The 16594-nt window shown below is 75.5% G+C and carries 15 protein-coding genes; 5 read left to right on the forward strand and 10 right to left on the reverse strand.

What is annotated here, in order from left to right:
* Positions 1-62: 62 nt before the first annotated feature.
* The 5 genes from ACU610_RS13905 to dxr form a co-directional block, all read right to left on the reverse strand.
* Positions 63-1961 (reverse strand): penicillin-binding transpeptidase domain-containing protein, encoded by a 1899-nt coding sequence (locus tag ACU610_RS13905; RefSeq protein WP_446768301.1) that lies wholly within the window; start codon positions 1959-1961, stop codon positions 63-65.
* A gap of 168 nt (positions 1962-2129) precedes the next feature.
* Positions 2130-2993, reverse strand: coding sequence for a GNAT family N-acetyltransferase (locus ACU610_RS13910; RefSeq protein WP_446768302.1), 864 nt, complete (start codon positions 2991-2993; stop codon positions 2130-2132).
* Between the two features lie 23 nt (positions 2994-3016).
* A complete protein-coding gene (gene ispG / locus ACU610_RS13915) occupies positions 3017-4177 on the reverse strand; it encodes a flavodoxin-dependent (E)-4-hydroxy-3-methylbut-2-enyl-diphosphate synthase (RefSeq protein ID WP_446768303.1) in 1161 nt (386 codons plus the stop codon).
* Between the two features lie 62 nt (positions 4178-4239).
* Positions 4240-5610, reverse strand: a complete 1371-nt coding sequence (locus tag ACU610_RS13920) for a M50 family metallopeptidase (RefSeq protein WP_446768304.1) — start codon at positions 5608-5610, stop codon at positions 4240-4242.
* A gap of 10 nt (positions 5611-5620) precedes the next feature.
* Positions 5621-6817 (reverse strand): 1-deoxy-D-xylulose-5-phosphate reductoisomerase, encoded by a 1197-nt coding sequence (gene dxr, locus ACU610_RS13925; protein ID WP_446768305.1) that lies wholly within the window; start codon positions 6815-6817, stop codon positions 5621-5623.
* Between the two features lie 71 nt (positions 6818-6888).
* Between dxr and ACU610_RS13930 the strand changes: the two genes are divergently transcribed.
* The 3 genes from ACU610_RS13930 (at position 6889) to ACU610_RS13940 (ending at position 9481) form a co-directional block, all read left to right on the forward strand.
* Entirely contained in the window at positions 6889-7215 is a 327-nt protein-coding gene (locus ACU610_RS13930; RefSeq protein WP_446768306.1) for a DUF2631 domain-containing protein, read from the forward strand.
* Between the two features lie 341 nt (positions 7216-7556).
* Positions 7557-8501 (forward strand): hypothetical protein, encoded by a 945-nt coding sequence (locus tag ACU610_RS13935; RefSeq protein ID WP_446768307.1) that lies wholly within the window; start codon positions 7557-7559, stop codon positions 8499-8501.
* Between the two features lie 2 nt (positions 8502-8503).
* The gene (locus ACU610_RS13940; protein ID WP_446768308.1) at positions 8504-9481 is read left to right on the forward strand and encodes an LCP family protein; all 978 of its coding nucleotides are present in this window, start codon (positions 8504-8506) and stop codon (positions 9479-9481) included.
* 6 nt (positions 9482-9487) lie between these two features.
* Here the strand turns inward: ACU610_RS13940 and ACU610_RS13945 are convergent, their stop codons facing one another.
* Genes ACU610_RS13945 through ACU610_RS13955 form a run of 3 tightly spaced genes read right to left on the reverse strand, consistent with a single transcriptional unit; the run spans position 9488 to position 12705 of the window.
* On the reverse strand, positions 9488-10204 hold the full coding sequence (locus ACU610_RS13945) for a VIT1/CCC1 transporter family protein (protein WP_446768309.1): 717 nt from the start codon (positions 10202-10204) through the stop codon (positions 9488-9490).
* The gene (rlmN, locus tag ACU610_RS13950) at positions 10201-11376 is read right to left on the reverse strand and encodes a 23S rRNA (adenine(2503)-C(2))-methyltransferase RlmN (RefSeq protein ID WP_446768310.1); all 1176 of its coding nucleotides are present in this window, start codon (positions 11374-11376) and stop codon (positions 10201-10203) included. Before rlmN ends, ACU610_RS13945 begins: the two co-directional genes overlap by 4 nt.
* 54 nt (positions 11377-11430) lie before the next feature.
* Entirely contained in the window at positions 11431-12705 is a 1275-nt protein-coding gene (locus tag ACU610_RS13955; RefSeq protein WP_446768311.1) for a hypothetical protein, read from the reverse strand.
* Positions 12706-12830: 125 nt separating this feature from the next.
* Between ACU610_RS13955 and ACU610_RS13960 the strand changes: the two genes are divergently transcribed.
* On the forward strand, positions 12831-13595 hold the full coding sequence (locus tag ACU610_RS13960) for a polyphosphate kinase 2 family protein (RefSeq protein ID WP_446768312.1): 765 nt from the start codon (positions 12831-12833) through the stop codon (positions 13593-13595).
* Here the strand turns inward: ACU610_RS13960 and ACU610_RS13965 are convergent.
* On the reverse strand, positions 13588-14229 hold the full coding sequence (locus tag ACU610_RS13965; protein WP_446768313.1) for a TrmH family RNA methyltransferase: 642 nt from the start codon (positions 14227-14229) through the stop codon (positions 13588-13590). The two genes, ACU610_RS13960 and ACU610_RS13965, sit on opposite strands and share 8 nt — an antisense overlap.
* 59 nt (positions 14230-14288) lie before the next feature.
* Here ACU610_RS13965 and ACU610_RS13970 point away from each other — a divergent pair, with 59 nt between their 5' ends.
* On the forward strand, positions 14289-15425 hold the full coding sequence (locus ACU610_RS13970) for a GNAT family N-acetyltransferase (protein ID WP_446768314.1): 1137 nt from the start codon (positions 14289-14291) through the stop codon (positions 15423-15425).
* Positions 15426-15556: 131 nt separating this feature from the next.
* On the opposite strand, the gene ACU610_RS13975 is transcribed toward ACU610_RS13970, so the two are convergent.
* Positions 15557-16582, reverse strand: coding sequence for a phosphatidate cytidylyltransferase (locus tag ACU610_RS13975; RefSeq protein WP_446768315.1), 1026 nt, complete (start codon positions 16580-16582; stop codon positions 15557-15559).
* Positions 16583-16594 lie beyond the last annotated feature (12 nt).

Consider the following 16594-nt stretch of genomic DNA (forward strand, 5'->3'; position numbering starts at 1 on the left):
GGGCCGTCAGGGGCTCGCGGCGAGCTTCTGGACGGGGGGGACGGGAACCCGGGCGCGCGCGCTCAGCCGCCCAGCCCGCCGAGGAAGGCGTCGGTGACGTCGACGGCTACGCTGCTGGACTGACCGGTCTCCACCAGGACGGCGAAGGCCAGGTCGCCCTGCGGTCCGCCCAGCCGGTAGCCCATGAACCAGCCGTGGGCATCGGGTGGGGTGTTGGTGCCGAACTCGGCGGTGCCGGTCTTGCCGTAGACCTCGCCGCGGTCGGCCAGCGCGTTCGCCGTCCCGGAGAGCACCACCTCGCGCATCATCGGCCGCAGCGCGTCGAGCACGGCGGGGTCCGGGCCGGCGGCGACCTGTCCGGCCGGCGCGGCGCCGACGACCTCGACCGGCACCGCCGGGGTCCCGCTCGCGATCCCCGCGGCCACCAGGGCCAGCTGGGCGGGGCTCATCAGCACCTGCCCCTGGCCGATGGCATTGGCCGCCTTCGTCGTCCCGGTGCTGTCAGCGGGCACCTCGCCGCTGAACACGTCGACCGGCAGCTGCCAGTCGGTCCCCACGCCGTAGGAGGCGGCCGCGGTGGCCAGCGCGTCGTCGGGCAGCTGCAGCCCCTGCTGCATGAAGGTCGTGTTGCACGACTCGGCGAAGGCCTCGGTGAACGGCACCGTGCCCAGGTCGAACTGGTCGGCGTTCTCGAACTCGCGCCCGTCGACGACGAAGGTGCCGGGGCAGGCGACCGGCGTCTGGGGCGTCAGCGTGCCGGTGGCCAGGAGCGCGGTGGCGGAGATCGTCTTCATGCTCGAGCCGGGCGGGTACTGGCCGGCGAGGGCGTTGCCCGCCGCGGCCGCCTCGTTCGACGACACCGCCAGGACCTCGCCCGTGCCGGGCCGGACGACCACCAGGTGGGTCGGCAGCTGCTGGGTGGCCACGGCAGCGTCGGCAGCGGTCTGCACCGCGGGCACCAGCGGCGTCTGCACCGGCCGGCCGGGCACCGGCTCGACCGCGCCGACCTGGCGGCCGGTGTCCCCGGTGGCCGCGTCGGTGCTGACGACCGAGACGGTGAAGCCGGGGGTGCCGGTCAGCTGCACCTGCAGGGCACGCTGCAGGCCCGACAGGCCGAGCTCGTCACCGGCGGCGTACACGGGGGCGCCGTCCTGGGCGGTCTCCTCGAGCACCTCGGCGGTCGCCGGGCCGACCCTGCCCAGCAGGGCCGAGGCGAAGCGGGGGCTGGGCGCCAGCAGCCGGGTGTCGGTGGGGAACACCGCTCCGGGCAGGTCGAAGACCTGCGCGCGGATGGCCTCGAAGTCCGGACGGCGCAGCGTGATGACCGGCACGAACTGCCCCGCGGGGGCGGCCCGGACGTCGGCGACGATCTCTTCGGCGGGGATCCCGGTGGCCGACGACAGCGTCGCGGCGAGCGTCGGCAGGTCGGTGACCTGGGCGGGGTCGACCCCGACGTTGACGACCTCGGTCGGGGCGAACAGCGGCTGCCCGGCCGCGTCGGTGATGGCGGCGCGCTCGGGCAGCTCGCGCTCCAGCAGCAGGCGCTGGCCCTCGCCCAGCTCCGGGTGCACCAGGGTCGGCTCCGCGACGACGTCCCAGCCCTCCTCGGCCTCCTGCAGCCGCAGGGTGGCCGGGTAGCTCCAGTCGGGGGCGGCGGCGAGGTCCCAGGTGGCGGTCCAGTCGACGGTGGCGGTGCCGTCGTCGACGGTCACCTGCCCGACCTCGGGGCTCAGCACGGCCTCGGGGAGGTCGGTCGCGGTCTGCTCGAGCAGCGCGGTCGCGGCGTCGGGGTCCGTGGTGGCGCCGGCGGCGGCCGCGGTGTCCCCGGCCGCCCAGTCGGTGAGGAACGCCTCGGCCGCGGCGCGGACGTCGTCCTCGGCGTTGCCGGAGCAGGCCGCCAGTACCGGCACGGCGAGCAGCGTGAACGTGGACCCCAGGACCGTCCCCCGACGTGTGCGCACGGGCAGACAGCGTTCCAGAGACCGCCGCCGATCCCCGGGAGGCTGGCCCCTCCCGGGCACGGCCCGTGCAGGGTCCCGCCGCGAGGCCGGTGACGTGCTGGAAACGGCCTCCCCGGAGGGTCCCCGGCCCCGACCCTCGACGAGCGGCGGGGGCAGGGAGGTCCGTCTTCAGAACAGGACGCTGGCGTACCGCCCGACCTCGCGGAACCCCACCCGGGCGTAGGCGGCACGGGCGGGGGCGTTGAAGTCGTTGACGTAGAGGCTGACCACCGGCGCGATCGCCGTGCGCGCGTACTCGACGACGGCCGCGGTGCCGGCGGCGCCGATGCCGCGGGCACGGTGGGCGGGGGCCACCCAGACGCCCTGCACCTGGCAGACGCTGCGGGACACCGCGCCGATCTCCGCCTTGAACAGCACCTCGCCGCCCTCGATCCAGGCCAGCGACTGGCCGGCGCGGACCAGGTCGGCGACCCGGGCGCGGTAGCCGGCGCCGCCGTCCACCCGCAGCGGGCTGACCCCGACCTCCTCGGTGAACATGGCCACCGCGGCCGGCAGCAGGACGTCGAGCTCGGCCAGGCGCACCGGGCGCACCCGCGGCTCCGGGGCGATCGCCGGCGGGCCCTCGATGGCCAGCAGCGGCTGGCGGGGCCGGTGGTCGCGGGCCGGTCCCCACGAGGGCTCCAGCAGCTCCCACAGCGGGTCCACGGAGGCGGCCGGGCCGACGATGGTCGAGCAGCGCCGCCCGGCGCGGCGGGCGCGCTCGGCGAAGGCGGCGGCCGCCGGCCGCTCGGCTCCCGGCAGGGCGAACGGGATCAGGTTCGCCCCGGCCAGGCAGATGGCGTCCAGCGAGTGCCCGCTGTCCAGCCCCCACAGCGGGGCGCCGAGGGCCGCGGCGGAGGTGCCGGCGGCCTCGACCCGCGCGGCGATGACGCAGGCCGCCACCGGGTCACTGGCGAGCAGGGCACGGACGGCAGGCTCGTCGGTCTCGTCGAGGACCCGCGCCGTCGGGGCGGTGGGGTGGGTGGAAGACACCGGCGAGCGCAGCACCGGACCGGTCAGCTGACGGTGACGACCGGCGGGCCGGACGGGACGCCGTCGTCGGCCTGCTCCCCGGCCAGCCGCATGGCCTCCTCGATGAGCGTCTCGACGATCTTGGACTCGGGGACGGTCTTGATGACCTCGCCCTTGACGAAGATCTGGCCCTTGCCGTTGCCGGAGGCCACGCCGAGGTCGGCCTCGCGGGCCTCGCCCGGGCCGTTGACGACGCAGCCCATGACGGCCACCCGCAGCGGCACCTCCAGCCCGTCGAGGCCGGCGGTGACCTCGTTGGCCAGCGTGTAGACGTCGACCTGGGCGCGCCCGCAGGACGGGCAGCTGACGATCTCCAGGCCGCGCTGGCGCAGGTTCAGCGACTCGAGGATCTGGGTGCCGACCTTGACCTCCTCGGCCGGCGGGGCCGAGAGAGAGACGCGGATGGTGTCGCCGATGCCCTGGCTCAGCAGCGCGCCGAAGGCGACGGCGGACTTGATGGTGCCCTGGAAGGCGGGGCCGGCCTCGGTGACGCCGAGGTGCAGCGGGTAGTCGCACTGCGCGGCCAGCAGCTCGTAGGCGCGCACCATGACCACCGGGTCGTTGTGCTTGACCGAGATCTTGATGTCGCGGAAGTCGTGCTCCTCGAACAGCGAGCACTCCCACAGCGCCGACTCGACCAGCGCCTCGGGGGTGGCCTTGCCGTACCTGGCCAGCAGCCGCTTGTCCAGCGACCCGGCGTTGACGCCGATCCGGATCGGGATGCCGGCGTCCTTGGCCGCCTTGGCGATGTCGCCGACCTTGTCGTCGAACTTCTTGATGTTGCCGGGGTTCACGCGGACGGCGGCGCAGCCGGCGTCGATCGCGGCGAACACGTAGCGCGGCTGGAAGTGGATGTCGGCGATGACCGGGATCTGCGACTTCCTGGCGATGATCGGCAGCGCCTCGGCGTCGTCGGTGTCCGGGACGGCGACCCGCACGATCTGGCAGCCCGAGGCGGTGAGCTCGGCGATCTGCTGCAGCGTCGCGTTGATGTCGGCGGTCTTGGTCGTCGTCATCGACTGCACGCTGACCGGGTGGTCGCTGCCGACGCCGACGTCCCCCACCATCAGCTGACGCGTCTTGCGCCGGGGAGCGAGGACGGGCGGGGGTGCTGCGGGCATGCCGAGACTGACGGGGGTCGCCATGGCCCCAGTATCGCCGGCGTTCCAGGTCGGCGCCGGTGACGTGGGGTGGAACACCCCCGCGGCTACTGCAGGGTGATCGGGTTGACGATGTCGGCGATCAGCAGCAGGCCCGACAGGACGACGAACAGGCCTGCGACGGCGTAGGCGACCGGCATCAGCCGGGCGATGTCGAACGGGCCGGGGTCGGGCCGGCCGCGCAGCCGGGCGACGACCGAGCGCGCCTTCTCGTACAGCGCACCGGCGACGTGCCCGCCGTCGAGCGGGTAGATCGGCAGCAGGTTGAACAGGAACAGCACCAGGTTGATGCTGGCCAGCAGCTGCAGGAAGGTGCTGACCTTCTCCATGGTGGTCAGCTGCGGGATGGAGAAGACCTCGCCGGAGATGCGGCCCACGCCGACGACGCCGATCGGGCCGTTGGGGTCCCGCTCCTCCCCCAGGAACGCCGCACGGAACAGCTGCGGGATGCGCTCGGGGATCTCGACCAGCCGCTCGACGGCGTTGGTCACGACCATGCCGAAGTAGCCGGGGACGTCCGCGAGGTCCTGCCGGGCGAGCTGGCCGCCGGGCGCGATGCCGAGGTAGCCGGCGGTCGTCGTCCCCTCCCCGGGGTCGTTCGGGTCGGCGTAGACGGTGTTGCGGATGGGCGTGACGGTGACCTCGCGCCGTGCGCCGTCCCGCTCGACGGTGAGGTCCAGCGGCTGCCCGGGGCTGGTGCGGATCGCCTCCTGCATCCGCGTCCAGCTGTCGTACGCGGTCGGGTCCAGCGGCTGACCGTCGATGGCGACGATGGTGTCGCCGGGGCGCAGGCCGGCGGCCGCGGCCGGGCTCTGCTGGGGCAGCGCGCAACCCGGCGTCCCCTCCTCGCACGTCTGTCCCTGCGGGTCGACCGGCACGGTGCACGGGTCGGCCCCGGTCTGGGTCTGGGTCACGGCGTTGGCGGGCAGCACGCAGGCCGGGACGGTGCTCACCGTCGTCGTCAGCACGCCGGTGCCGACGACGGTCAGCAGCACGGTGAACAGCAGCACCGCCAGCACCAGGTTGTGGAAGGGGCCGGCGAACATCACGATGACCCGCTGCCACCAGGGCTTGGCCCAGAAGACCCGTCCCTCGTCACCGGGCCGGACGTCGTTGAGGGCCGCACCCCGCACCTCGGCGATGAACGAGCGCATGCGGGTGGCCCGCTTGCTCTCGTTCTCCTCGGCCGGCGGGATCATCCCGATGATGCGGATGTAGCCGCCGAGCGGGACGGCCTTGACGCCGTACTCGGTCTCCCCGCGCGTGCGGGAGAACACGGTCGGGCCGAAGCCGACCATGAACTGCGGCACCCGCATGCCGAACCTGCGGGCCCAGAAGAAGTGCCCGTACTCGTGGAAGGCGATCGAGAAGAGCAGCCCGACCGCGAAGGCGACGATCCCGAGGACGGTCAGCAGCAACCCGCTCAGCTCAGCCTCCGGCGATCAGCCTCCCGGCGTGCTGCCGGGCCCACCCCTCCGCCGCCAGGACGTCCTCGACGCAGGTGGGGGCGCCGAGGTCCGGCGCGTCGTCGAGGGTACGCGCGACGAGGTCGACGATGCCCCGGAACGGCAGCCGACCCGCCAGGAAGGCCGCGACCGCCTCCTCGTTGGCGGCGTTGTAGACCGCCGGCGCGACGCCCCCCGCCGCACCGGCGGAGCGGGCCAGCGCCACGGCGGGGAACGCCTCGTCGTCCAGCGGGGCGAACTCCCAGCTGCTCGCCGTCGACCAGTCCAGCGCCGGCTGCACGTGTGGCAGCCGGTCGGGCCAGGCCAGGGCCAGCGCGATCGGCAGTCGCATGTCCGGCGGGCTGGCCTGGGCGATGGTCGCGCCGTCGGCGAAGGTCACCATCGAGTGCACGATCGACTGCGGGTGCACGACCACGTCGATGTCGGCGAAGGGGACGTCGAAGAGCAGGTGCGCCTCGATGAGCTCCAGTCCCTTGTTGACCAGGGTCGCGGAGTTGATGGTCACGACCGGGCCCATGTCCCAGGTCGGGTGGGCCAGCGCCTGCTCGACGGTGACGTCGGCCAGCTCGGCGGCGCTGCGGCCGCGGAACGGTCCACCGCTGGCGGTGAGCACCAGCCGGGCCACCTCGCTCCGGGCGCCGCCGCGCAGGCACTGGGCGAGCGCCGAGTGCTCGGAGTCGACCGGCACCAGCTGCCCGGGCGCGGCCGCGGCGGTGACCAGCTCGCCGCCGGCCACGAGCGACTCCTTGTTGGCCAGCGCGACGGTGCGACCGGCCCGCAGCGCCGACAGCGTGGGCCGCAGCCCGATCGAGCCGGTGATGCCGTTGAGGACGACGTCGGCCGGGCGGGCGGCGAGCTCCTCGGCCGCCCGCGGACCGGCGAGGATCTCCGGCAACGCGAACTCGCCCCTCGACCAGCCGCGCTTGGAGGCCGCGGCGTAGAAGGCCAGCTGGAGGTCCTGGGCGGCGGTCGCCCGCGCCACGGCGACGGTGCGGACGCCGAGGGACAGGGCCTGCTCGGCCAGCCGGGCGACGTCCCCGCCGCCGGCGGCCAGGCCGGTGACCCGCAGCCGGTCGGGGTTCTGCTCGGCCACCGCGATCGCCTGCCGGCCGATCGACCCGGTGGAGCCCAGCACCGTCACCTCGCGCAGGTCGCTCACGACCGCATCCTCCCCGACGCGCCACCCGCCCTCGGTGGGTGCCGCCGACGTGGTGCTGGCAGGATGGTGGTGTGAGCGAACAGACCCACCGCGAGCGGATCTCCGTGGACCACCCCGCGACCGCGCGGGTGAACCAGCCGGGGCGCGAGGAGGGCGTCGTCCGGGCCGCGGCCCAGCCCGTCGAGCACGAGCGCCCGGAGGACTGGGGGTGGCACGGCGAGACCGGCAAGTGGGGCCGCGTGGGCGGGGTGATCGCGACGCTGTTCATGCTCGCCTACCTCATCGGCAACCACGAGGGCCGCATCGAGGACATCTGGGTGGTCGCCATCGCCGCCCTGATGGTGCTGGTCCTGGTGCTCGACTGGCGGCGCCGCCGCAACGCCTGGCGCGCCAAGTAGCCGCGAGCGCCCGAGAGGCCCGTCCCCTGCCCAGGGGGCGGGCCTCTCGCCGTCCGTGGGGAGTGGCGGGTCGGCCGTCGCACCCCGCCCCCGGCCGCCCGGTCGAGGAAGCGGGCGGAGAGCTGCCGGACCCGCCGGAACCGGATGTCAGCTGTTGCCGCCACCAGGAGCCCCGGCGTCCAGATGTGACAGCCGGGGCAGCTGGGGCGGTGTTGTCAGACATGACCGACGATCCGTCGGGACTTGGTGACCCACAGCTACAGCTCAGGTCATCACCAGTCGATAGACAGTGCGAGAGCAGTCCGGAGCGCCCGGACTCCTGACCGAGCGGAGAGCCGCCGATGTCTCGCACCACCACCCGCGCCGCAGCCCTGACCGGGCTGACGGCCACCACCGTGGCCACCGGCCTGCTGCTCGCCCCTGCCGCGTTCGCCGCGCCCCTGACCGCCCCCGTCGTCGACCCGGACCCCGTGGCCGCCGAGGAGACCTTCACCGTCTCCGGCGCGGGCTGCCTCTCGGCCGACTACGCCAACCCGGAGACGAGGAGCGCGGTCGTCGTCGCCGTCGGCGACCCCGAGGACGACCAGCCCCTCCTCGGCGACGCGATCGAGCCCGCCGAGAACGGGACGTGGTCGCTCGAACTGGCCTTCGAGGTGGGCACTCCCGGCGGCGAGTACGTCGTCGTCGCGGACTGCCTCGACTACAACGGCAATCTCCTCTCCGAGTACCCCATCACCACCGTGACCCTCACCGCCCCCGCGGCCACGCCGGCCACCCCGACCGAGACCGCCGCCCCCACCACGACGGCCCCCGCGACGAAGCCGACCGGGGCGATCCGCGGCTCGCAGGCCAACACCCCGGGCGTCGCCAGCCCGGACGGCGGCTCGGCCACCGGTGACAGCACCGCGCTGGGTCGCAAGGTCGTCAAGGTCCTCACCGGCTTCAAGCCCCGCGAGGTCGTCACGGTGACCCTGCACTCCACCCCGCAGACCGTCGGCACCTTCACCGCCGACGCCAACGGCACCGTGACGGTCGAGTTCACCGTCCCGGCCGGCACCCCCACTGGTGAGCACACCCTGGTCTACGAGGGCAGCATGGGCACCTACTTCCAGGAGGCCTTCACCGTGACCGCGGCCGCGGGCACCTCGAACGCGTCGTCCTCCAGCCTGGCCTACACCGGTGCTGACATCGCCCTCCCGCTGGGCCTGGGCGTGGGTGCCCTGGCGCTGGGTGGCGGCCTGGTGTTCGCCGCCCGCCGCCGGTCCGCGGAGGGCTCGCAGGCCTGAGCGTGACCGCACCGCACGACCCCGACGCCGGCCAGGGCTCCCCTGGCCGGCGTCGGCCGTTCCCGGGACGGCGGGGGTGGACGCGGATCGCCCTGGCCGTCCTCGCCTTGCTGCTGGTCGTGCTCGGTACGGACGTCGCGGTGCTCGCGGCCCGCGTCGACGAGGTGGCCGTGGACCTCAGCGCCGACGACTCGGACGGCCGCACCTGGGTGCTGGTGGGCCTGGACTCGCGGGAACAGCTGCCCGCCGGCGCCGACCCCGCCTACTTCGGCACCCCCGACGACGTCCCCGGCACCCGGGCGGACGTGGTGCTCGTCGTCCACCAGACCGACGCCGGCACCTCGGTCCTGTCGGTGCCACGGGACCTGCTGGTGCTTCGGGACCGGCGCCCCACCCGGCTGACCCTCACCTGGCGGGACGGTCCCCAGGCGACGATCGACGCCCTCTGCTCCATCGGCATCGACGCCGACCACCTGGTCACGGTCCATTTCGCGGGGTTCGCCGGGGTCGTCGACGCGGCCGGCGGGCTCACCGTGGACGTGCCCGTCCCGATACGCGACCCGGACGCCGGGTTGGAGCTGCCGCAGGCCGGCCGACAGCACGTCGACGGGCGCACCGCGCTGGCCCTGGTCCGCTCCCGGCACCCGCAGCACCTCGTCGACGGGGCGTGGACGCCGGTGCCGCCCGACCCGGACGGACGGGCGTCGACCGCCGGCACGGTGCTCGAGGCGCTGGTGGACGCCGTCCGCGGATCGGTCGTCCGGCCCTGGCGGCTGCAGGGCGTGGGGTGGGCGACCACGGGGGCACTCACCGCCGACCCCGGGACCTCCGTGACCGATCTCGCCGCCCTCGCCGACGCGGACCTGTCGACGGTCGAGGTGGTGCCGAGCGAACTGCGGGACGGCGCCGTCCCGGTGGCCCTACCCACCGCGGGGACGCGCGCTGCCATCGAGGCCGCCGGCCTCTCCTGCGGCGACTGATGGCCGTCAGCTGACGGCGACGCCGATCGCCAGCCCGACCGCGTAGGTGATCCCGGCCGCGGCCGCGCCGAAGAGCAGCTGCCGCAGGGCGGCGTACCACCAGGGCCGCGGCGTGAAGCGCGACGACAGCGCGCCCGCCGCGGCCAGGCCCACCGCCCCGCACACGAGGGCGGCGGCGAGGACGGAGAAGCCGAGCAGGTAGGGCAGCAGCGGGATCACCGCGCCGGTGGCGAAGGTGAGGAACGAGGAGACCGCCGCCGTCCACGGGGAGGGCTTGTCGGCCGGGTTGAGCCCCAGTTCGGCGACCACGTGCAGCCGCAGCGCGGTGTCGGGGTCGCGGTGCAGCTGGACGGCCACCTGCTGGGCCAGGTCGGCGTCCACACCCCGGACCCGCAGCATGTCCACCAGCTCGGCGAGCTCAGCGCGCGGGTTGCGCTTGAGCTCGCGGCGCTCCTTCTCGACCTCGAGGTCGAGCTGCTCGTTCTGCGTGCGCACCGAGGTGTACTCCCCCAGCGCCATGGAGATCGCGCCGGCGACCAGGCTGGCCACGCCGGAGAGCACGATCGCTCGGGACGAGGCACCGCCGCCGCCCACGCCGGCGACCAGCGCGGTGTTGGTCACCAATCCGTCCATGGCGCCGAAGACGGCAGCGCGCAGCCAGCCGCCGGAGACGTCGGCGTGGCTGTGCTCGTGCGCCTCGGCCTGCGGGACCTCCGCACTCACGCGTCGGCCTCGGCGCCCAGCTCCACGGGCGGCTCGAGGGACGGCTGGGGCAGGGCCACGGTCGGGACCCCCTCCACCCGGTCGGCCGCGGCGAGCTGACCGCACGCGCCGTCGATGTCCTGGCCGCGGGTGTCGCGGACCGTCGTCGGCACGCCGTGCGCCCGCAGCCGAGCGACGAACTCGCGCTGCGCGGGCAGGGGGCTGGCGTCCCAGCGGCTGCCCGGCGTCGGGTTGAGCGGGATGAGGTTGACGTGCGCCCGGCGGTCGGCCAGCAGCCGGCCGAGCAGGTCGGCGCGCTCGGGCTGGTCGTTGACGTCGCGGATGAGCGCGTACTCCACCGAGTACCGGCGGCCGGTGCGCGCGGCGTAGGCGTCGGCGGCGTCGACGACCTCGTCGACCTTCCAGCGCGTGTTGATCGGCACCAGGGTGTCGCGCAGCTCGTCGTCGGGCGCGTGCAGGCTCACCGCGAGGGTGACGTGCAGCCCCTCCTCGGTCAGCCGCCGGATCGCCGGGACGACGCCGACCGTGGAGACGGTGATCGAGCGCTGCGACAGGCCCAGCCCGTGCGGGGCGGGGGTCACGAGAGCGTCGAGGGTCTTGCGGACGCGCGCGTAGTTGGCCAGCGGCTCGCCCATGCCCATGAAGACGACGTTGGAGAGCCGGCCGGGCCCGCCGGGGACCTCGCCGTTCGCCATCGCCGCGGCCGCGGCGACCGCCTGGCCGATGATCTCGGCGGCCGAGAGGTTGCGGGTCAGCCCGTTCTGGCCGGTGGCGCAGAAGGGGCAGGCCATGCCGCAGCCGGCCTGGCTGGAGATGCAGACGGTGGCCCGGTCCGGGTAGCGCATGAGCACGCTCTCCACCAGCGCGCCGTCGTGCAGCCGCCACAGCGTCTTGCGCGTGCGGCCGCCGTCGGCGCTCAGCGTCCGCACCGGCGTGAGCAGGCCGGGCAGCAGCGCGGCGGCGAGCTCCTCGCGCACCGCCGCCGGCAGGTCGGTCATCTGCGCCGGGTCGGTGACGCCCCGGTAGAAGTGCCGGGCGAGCTGGTCGGCCCGGAAGGCCGGCTGGCCGAGCTCGGTGACCGCGGCGCGGGCCTCCTCGCGGCTGAGGTCGGCGAGATGGCGCGGCGGCTTGCCCCGGCGGGGGGCCTCGAACACGAGAGGGAGGGCAGTCATGGCGCTGCCCATGGTCCCACCCCGGAGCGCCCGTCGGGCCGGACGCGGGTGAGATCACGCTCCCGCCGGCGCGGTCGCCCCCGTCGGCAGCGGGAGCTGCGGGGCCCCGGGCTCCCCGGACGGTGTCGGGGTGGCGTCGCCCTCGGGAGCTCCCGGCTCGTCCGGGCCCTCCTGGCCCTCGGGGTCCTCCGGGTCCTCGGGGGGCGGCGCGGTCGGGGTGGGGGGCGCGGGTGCCGTCGTGGTCTCCGGCTCGCCGGTCCCGCCGCCGTCCGTCGTGTCCGGGGCGCCGCCCGTCGTCCCGTCGCCGCCGGTCTGGTCCGTCGTCCCCGCGACCGGTGCACCGGTGACCGGAGTGCGCTGCGGTGCGGGCTCGGGGGCGTCCGGCTCCGAGGGGGGAACGGCGGGGACGGCCGGGCCCGCCGTCCGGGGCACGGGAGCGGGCACGATCGGCGCCGGGGTCACGGCCGGACGCGGGGGTGCGGGGACCGCCACGCGAGGCGGTGTCCCGGCGACGACGGCGGACCGCGGCGACGCGGGTGCAGCCGGCGTCGGCACCGGCGGGAGCGCCGTCTCCGTCGCCGCGGGCGGTGTCTCCGGCGCGGGGACCGGCCTCGGTCGAGGGGTGGCGCGGCCGGGCGCCGCCGGGGCGGAGGTGGACGGAGCAGCGGCGTCCGCGGCCGGGACCGGGGTGTCGGACCCGGTGGCCAGCAGCGACGCCGCGGCGAGGGCCCCGGCGACGAGCAGGCCGGCTGCGACCGACAGCGCGCCGCGCCGCGACCTCCTGCGGGTGCCGACGACGACGCGGACGGGCGCGGGCTGCAGGAACGTGTCGATCGCCTCGAACCCGTCGGCCGGCTCGGTGATCGCCGCCGCCGGCCCGGCGTCCGCGGGGGCGGGGACGGCGAGCCGCTCGTCAGGGGCCGCGGTCGGGAGGTCGTCGGCGGGCGCCGTCGGGAGCACGCGGTCCGGCTCGGAGGCGTGCTCCTCCGCGTCCGGCTCCTCCTCGGCGTCCGGCTGGTCCTCGGCGTCCGGCTGGTCCTCGGCGTCCGCCTCCGACTCCGGCTCCGGCTCGGGATCTGTCTGCGGCTCGGGATCTGTCTGCGGCTCGGGATCCGGTTCGCCGCAGGCGGATCGGGGGTCGGCGTCCGGCTGCTCGCCGTCCGGTCGGGGGTCGGCGTCCTCGGGAGGCGGCGTCCCGCCCGTCTCGTCGCCCAGCCAGTCGGGCAGCCAGGCGTCGTCCCAGTCGGCCGGCTCGGGCGTCCCGCCGGGAGGGCCAGGAACGGCCGGGACCGACAGCTGGTCGACGTCGTCCGGATGACTGGAGCCCATGTCCTCCCCTGCCTCGCCGGGTGCGGTGCCGTCTCCCTGTCATCGGCAGCCGCGACCCGAGACGGCACCGGGCACGCCGCCCGCTCGGCAGGTGAGCCGCGCCACGGCCTGCCACGCTGGCCGGCATGACCCGGCTCGCCGACGTGGACCTGACCCTGCGGTTGTCGAAGGCCGAGGAGAAGGAGCAGCTCAACGCCGCACAGAAGCGGCTGGTGCACCTGCGTCTGCTCCTGGGTGGGCAGATCGGCCCGGGCGAGATCGGGCCGCCCCTGCTGGTGCTGTTCGAGGGCTGGGACGCCTCGGGCAAGGGCGGCGCGATCAAGCGCCTCGTCGAGCGGCTCGACCCCCGGCACGTGCGGGTGGCCCAGTTCGCCGCGCCCACGCACGACGAGAAGCGCCACCACTTCCTGTGGCGCTTCTGGCCGGTCCTCCCCGGCTGGGGCGGGATGGCCGTGCTCGACCGCACCTGGTACGGGCGGGTGCTCGTGGAGCGGGTCGAGGGCTTCGCGGCCGAGGAGGCCTGGCGCCGTGCCTACGGCGAGATCGTCGACCTGGAGTCGACCCTCGCCGCCGAGGGCACCGTGGTCGTCAAGTTCTGGCTGCACCTCTCACCCGAGGAGCAGATGCGCCGTTTCGAGTCCCGCCGCGACGACCCCTACCGCGCGTGGAAGCTCACCGACGAGGACTGGCGCAACCGCGAGAAGCGCCCCGCCTACGAGGCGGCGGTCGAGGAGATGCTGGAGCGGACCGACACCCCGACCGCCCCCTGGCACGTGGTCGCCGCGGAGGACAAGCGGTGGGCGCGGGTGGCGGTCGTCCGCACGGTCTGCGAGGCCGTGGAGGCGGCCCTGACCGCCCGGGGCATCGACCCGGACCCCCCGCTCACGTGAGGCCGATCCGGGCGTGCTGCCGGATCCAGGCGTGCATGGCGATACCCGCCGCCACGCCGGCGTTGATCGACCGGGTGGAGCCGAACTGGGCGATGGAGACGACGGTCGAGGCCGCCGCGCGGGCCTCCGGCGTCAGCCCCGGTCCCTCCTGACCGAAGAGGAGCACGCACCGCTCCGGCAGGTCGGCGGTCTCCAGCGGGACGGCGCCGGGTGCGTTGTCCACGGCGACCAGCGTCAGCCCCTCCCGCGCGGCGTGGGCGGCCAGCACGCCGACGTCCGGGTGGTGGCGCAGGTGCTGGTAGCGGTCGGTGACCATCGCCCCCCGGCGGTTCCAGCGACGGCGGCCCACGATGTGCACCTCGGCGGCCAGGAACGCGTTCGCCGTCCGCACGACCGTTCCGATGTTGAGGTCGTGGCCGAAGTTCTCGATCGCGACGTGGAACGGATGCCGGCGGGTGTCGAGGTCGGCGACGATCGCCTCGACCGTCCAGTAGCGGTAGCGGTCGGAGACGTTGCGCCGGTCGCCGTGGGCGAGCAGGTCGCGGTCGTACCGCGGGTCCTCGGGCCACGGCCCGGGCCAGGGACCGACCCCCACCGTCGTCCCCCACTCCGTCGGGCCCGCCTCGCCGTCCACGCTGCCGATCGTCTCCCACGCACCGGGGCACCGTGCGCTCCGGGGCAGGATCGGCGGACATGACCGACGGCGTCCTCGTCCACCTGATCGAGCCGGCGGCCTGGCGGGCGGCACTCGACACCGGGACGCTGCGGCCGCCGTCCCTCACCGAGCAGGGGTTCGTGCACCTCTCCACGCCGCAGCAGGTGCACCTGCCGGCCGGGCGCCTGTTCCCCGGGCGGCAGGACCTCGTGCTGCTCGTCGTCGACCCCGCGCGGCTCACCGACCCGGTGCGCTGGGCCCCGGGCATGCCCGGCGACCCGCCCGGCATGCGATTCCCGCACGTGCACGGCCCCCTGCCGACCAGCGCCGTCGTCGCCGTCGTCCCGTACCGGCCCCCCGCCGAACCGGTCCTCCCCCGGCCGGACGACGCGCTCGGCCGCGCGCGGGCGCTGTCGCTGTCGGTGCGGACCAGGCGCGTCGCCGAGGTGCGTGACGTCCCCGGCGGGGTGGCCGTGCTCGACCCGCGCTTCCCGTACTCCTGGGACGACAACCGGTTGATCCTGTCGCACCCGGTCGACGCCGGTACGGTCGCGGCGACTGCGGCGGCGCTCGCCGCCGACGTGGGCTGGTCGCACCTCGCCGCCACGCTGGCCTGGACGGGCGCGGAGGACGTGGCGGGCGAGCTCGCCGGAATCGGCTGGCGGACCGAGGAACTCCTGGTGATGGCCCGCCCCGCAACCCCGCCGCTCCCGGGACGCCGCGCGGAGGCCGTCGACCAGCGCGAGGTACACGACCTCTGGGAGCGCTCGTGGCGACGCGACCTGCCGATCCCGGCGGCCGACCTGGACGAGGTGGTGGCCCAGCTCATCGGCCGGGAGCACCGCAACGACCGGGTCGTCGCGGTCACCGACCTCGCCGTCCGGGAGGAGGGGCGGGTGGTCTCCGCCGGTCAGCTGCGCGTCGACGGCGCCACCGCCGCCTTCGAGTCGATGAACACCGACTCCGCGGCGCGCGGCCGCGGACACGGGAACGCCGTCCTGGCGGCCGCGCTGGACTCCGCCGCCGGGCGCGGCTGCGACCTCGTGGTGCTGGAGGCCGACGCCGCCGACTGGCCCCGGCACTGGTACGCCCGCCGCGGCTTCGTCCCGGTGGGGACGACCTGGGAGGTCTCGGCATCCCGCCGCTGGGTGACCCCGTCCCGGGTCCGGCCCTGAGCCTGCGGAGGACGGGGAGGACGGCGGCCCTCCTGCAGGGCCCCGGCCCTCTCCCGCCGTGCCCAGAGCTCGCGAAGGGCTCGGCGGGAGAGGGTCCTTCTACCAGTGGCGGGGGGCAGGGAGGTCCTCTCTCAGGTCGGCGCGACGACCGAGAGCAGCAGGTAGGCGACCGCGGCCGAGGGCAGCAGCGAGTCCAGCCGGTCCATGATGCCGCCGTGGCCGGGCAGCAGGTGCCCCATGTCCTTGATGCCGAGGTCGCGCTTGATCAGCGACTCCCCCAGGTCGCCGGCGGTCGCGCTGACGGCCAGGGCGACGCCGAACAGCACCCCGCCCCACCACGGCCCGCCGAGGGCGAGGGTGACGATCGGGGTGGCGATCAGCACGCAGGCGACGATCGACCCGGCCATCCCCTCCCACGACTTCTTGGGGCTGACCGACGGCGCCATGGGGTGCTTGCCGACGAGCACACCAGCGGCGAAGCCGCCGACGTCGTTGCCGACGACGGTGGCGATGAAGGCCAGCACGCGGGCCGCGCCGTCGTCCGGGACCAGCAGCAGGACGGCGAACCCGGCGAGCAGCGGCACGTACAGCGCCACCAGGACGCCGGCCGAGGCGTCCCGCAGGTAACCGTCGGGACCATCGCCCAGCCGCCACAGCAGCACGGCGAGGACGGTGAGCAGGAACGCCACCACGAGCCCGGACGCCCCGCGGGTCCAGGCCAGCGCGATCATCGCCACCGTGCCGACGAGCAGGGGCACCAGCGGAGCGCGCGCGTTCCCGGCCTGCAGCGCCCGGGTCAACTCGACGACGCCGGTGAGGATCGCGGCGCCCAGCACGAGCAGGAACGCGGGCCGGTAGAGCAGCAGCGAGGCCAGGATGACCGCGCCGAGCCCGAGGCCGACGCCGATGGCCGCGACCATGTCCCGACCGGCGCGACCGGGCTTCTTCGCCGGTGCACCCTTCCCCGGGTCGGGCTCGGGCCGCGCGACGCCGTCCGCGGCACGCGACCGCGCCGCGGGAGGGGGTTCCGCGGTCGCCGGCTCGTGCACGGGCAGCGGCGCCGTCCGCAGCTCGGTGGCCGCCCGCGGTGGCCGCGGCGGCGGGGCCGGGCGCCGGCCGACGATCGGGATCGGCCCTGTGTCGGGGTCGGGGGTCATGGCGGGAGGTCC

Source organism: Geodermatophilus sp. URMC 61 (assembly GCF_052931555.1).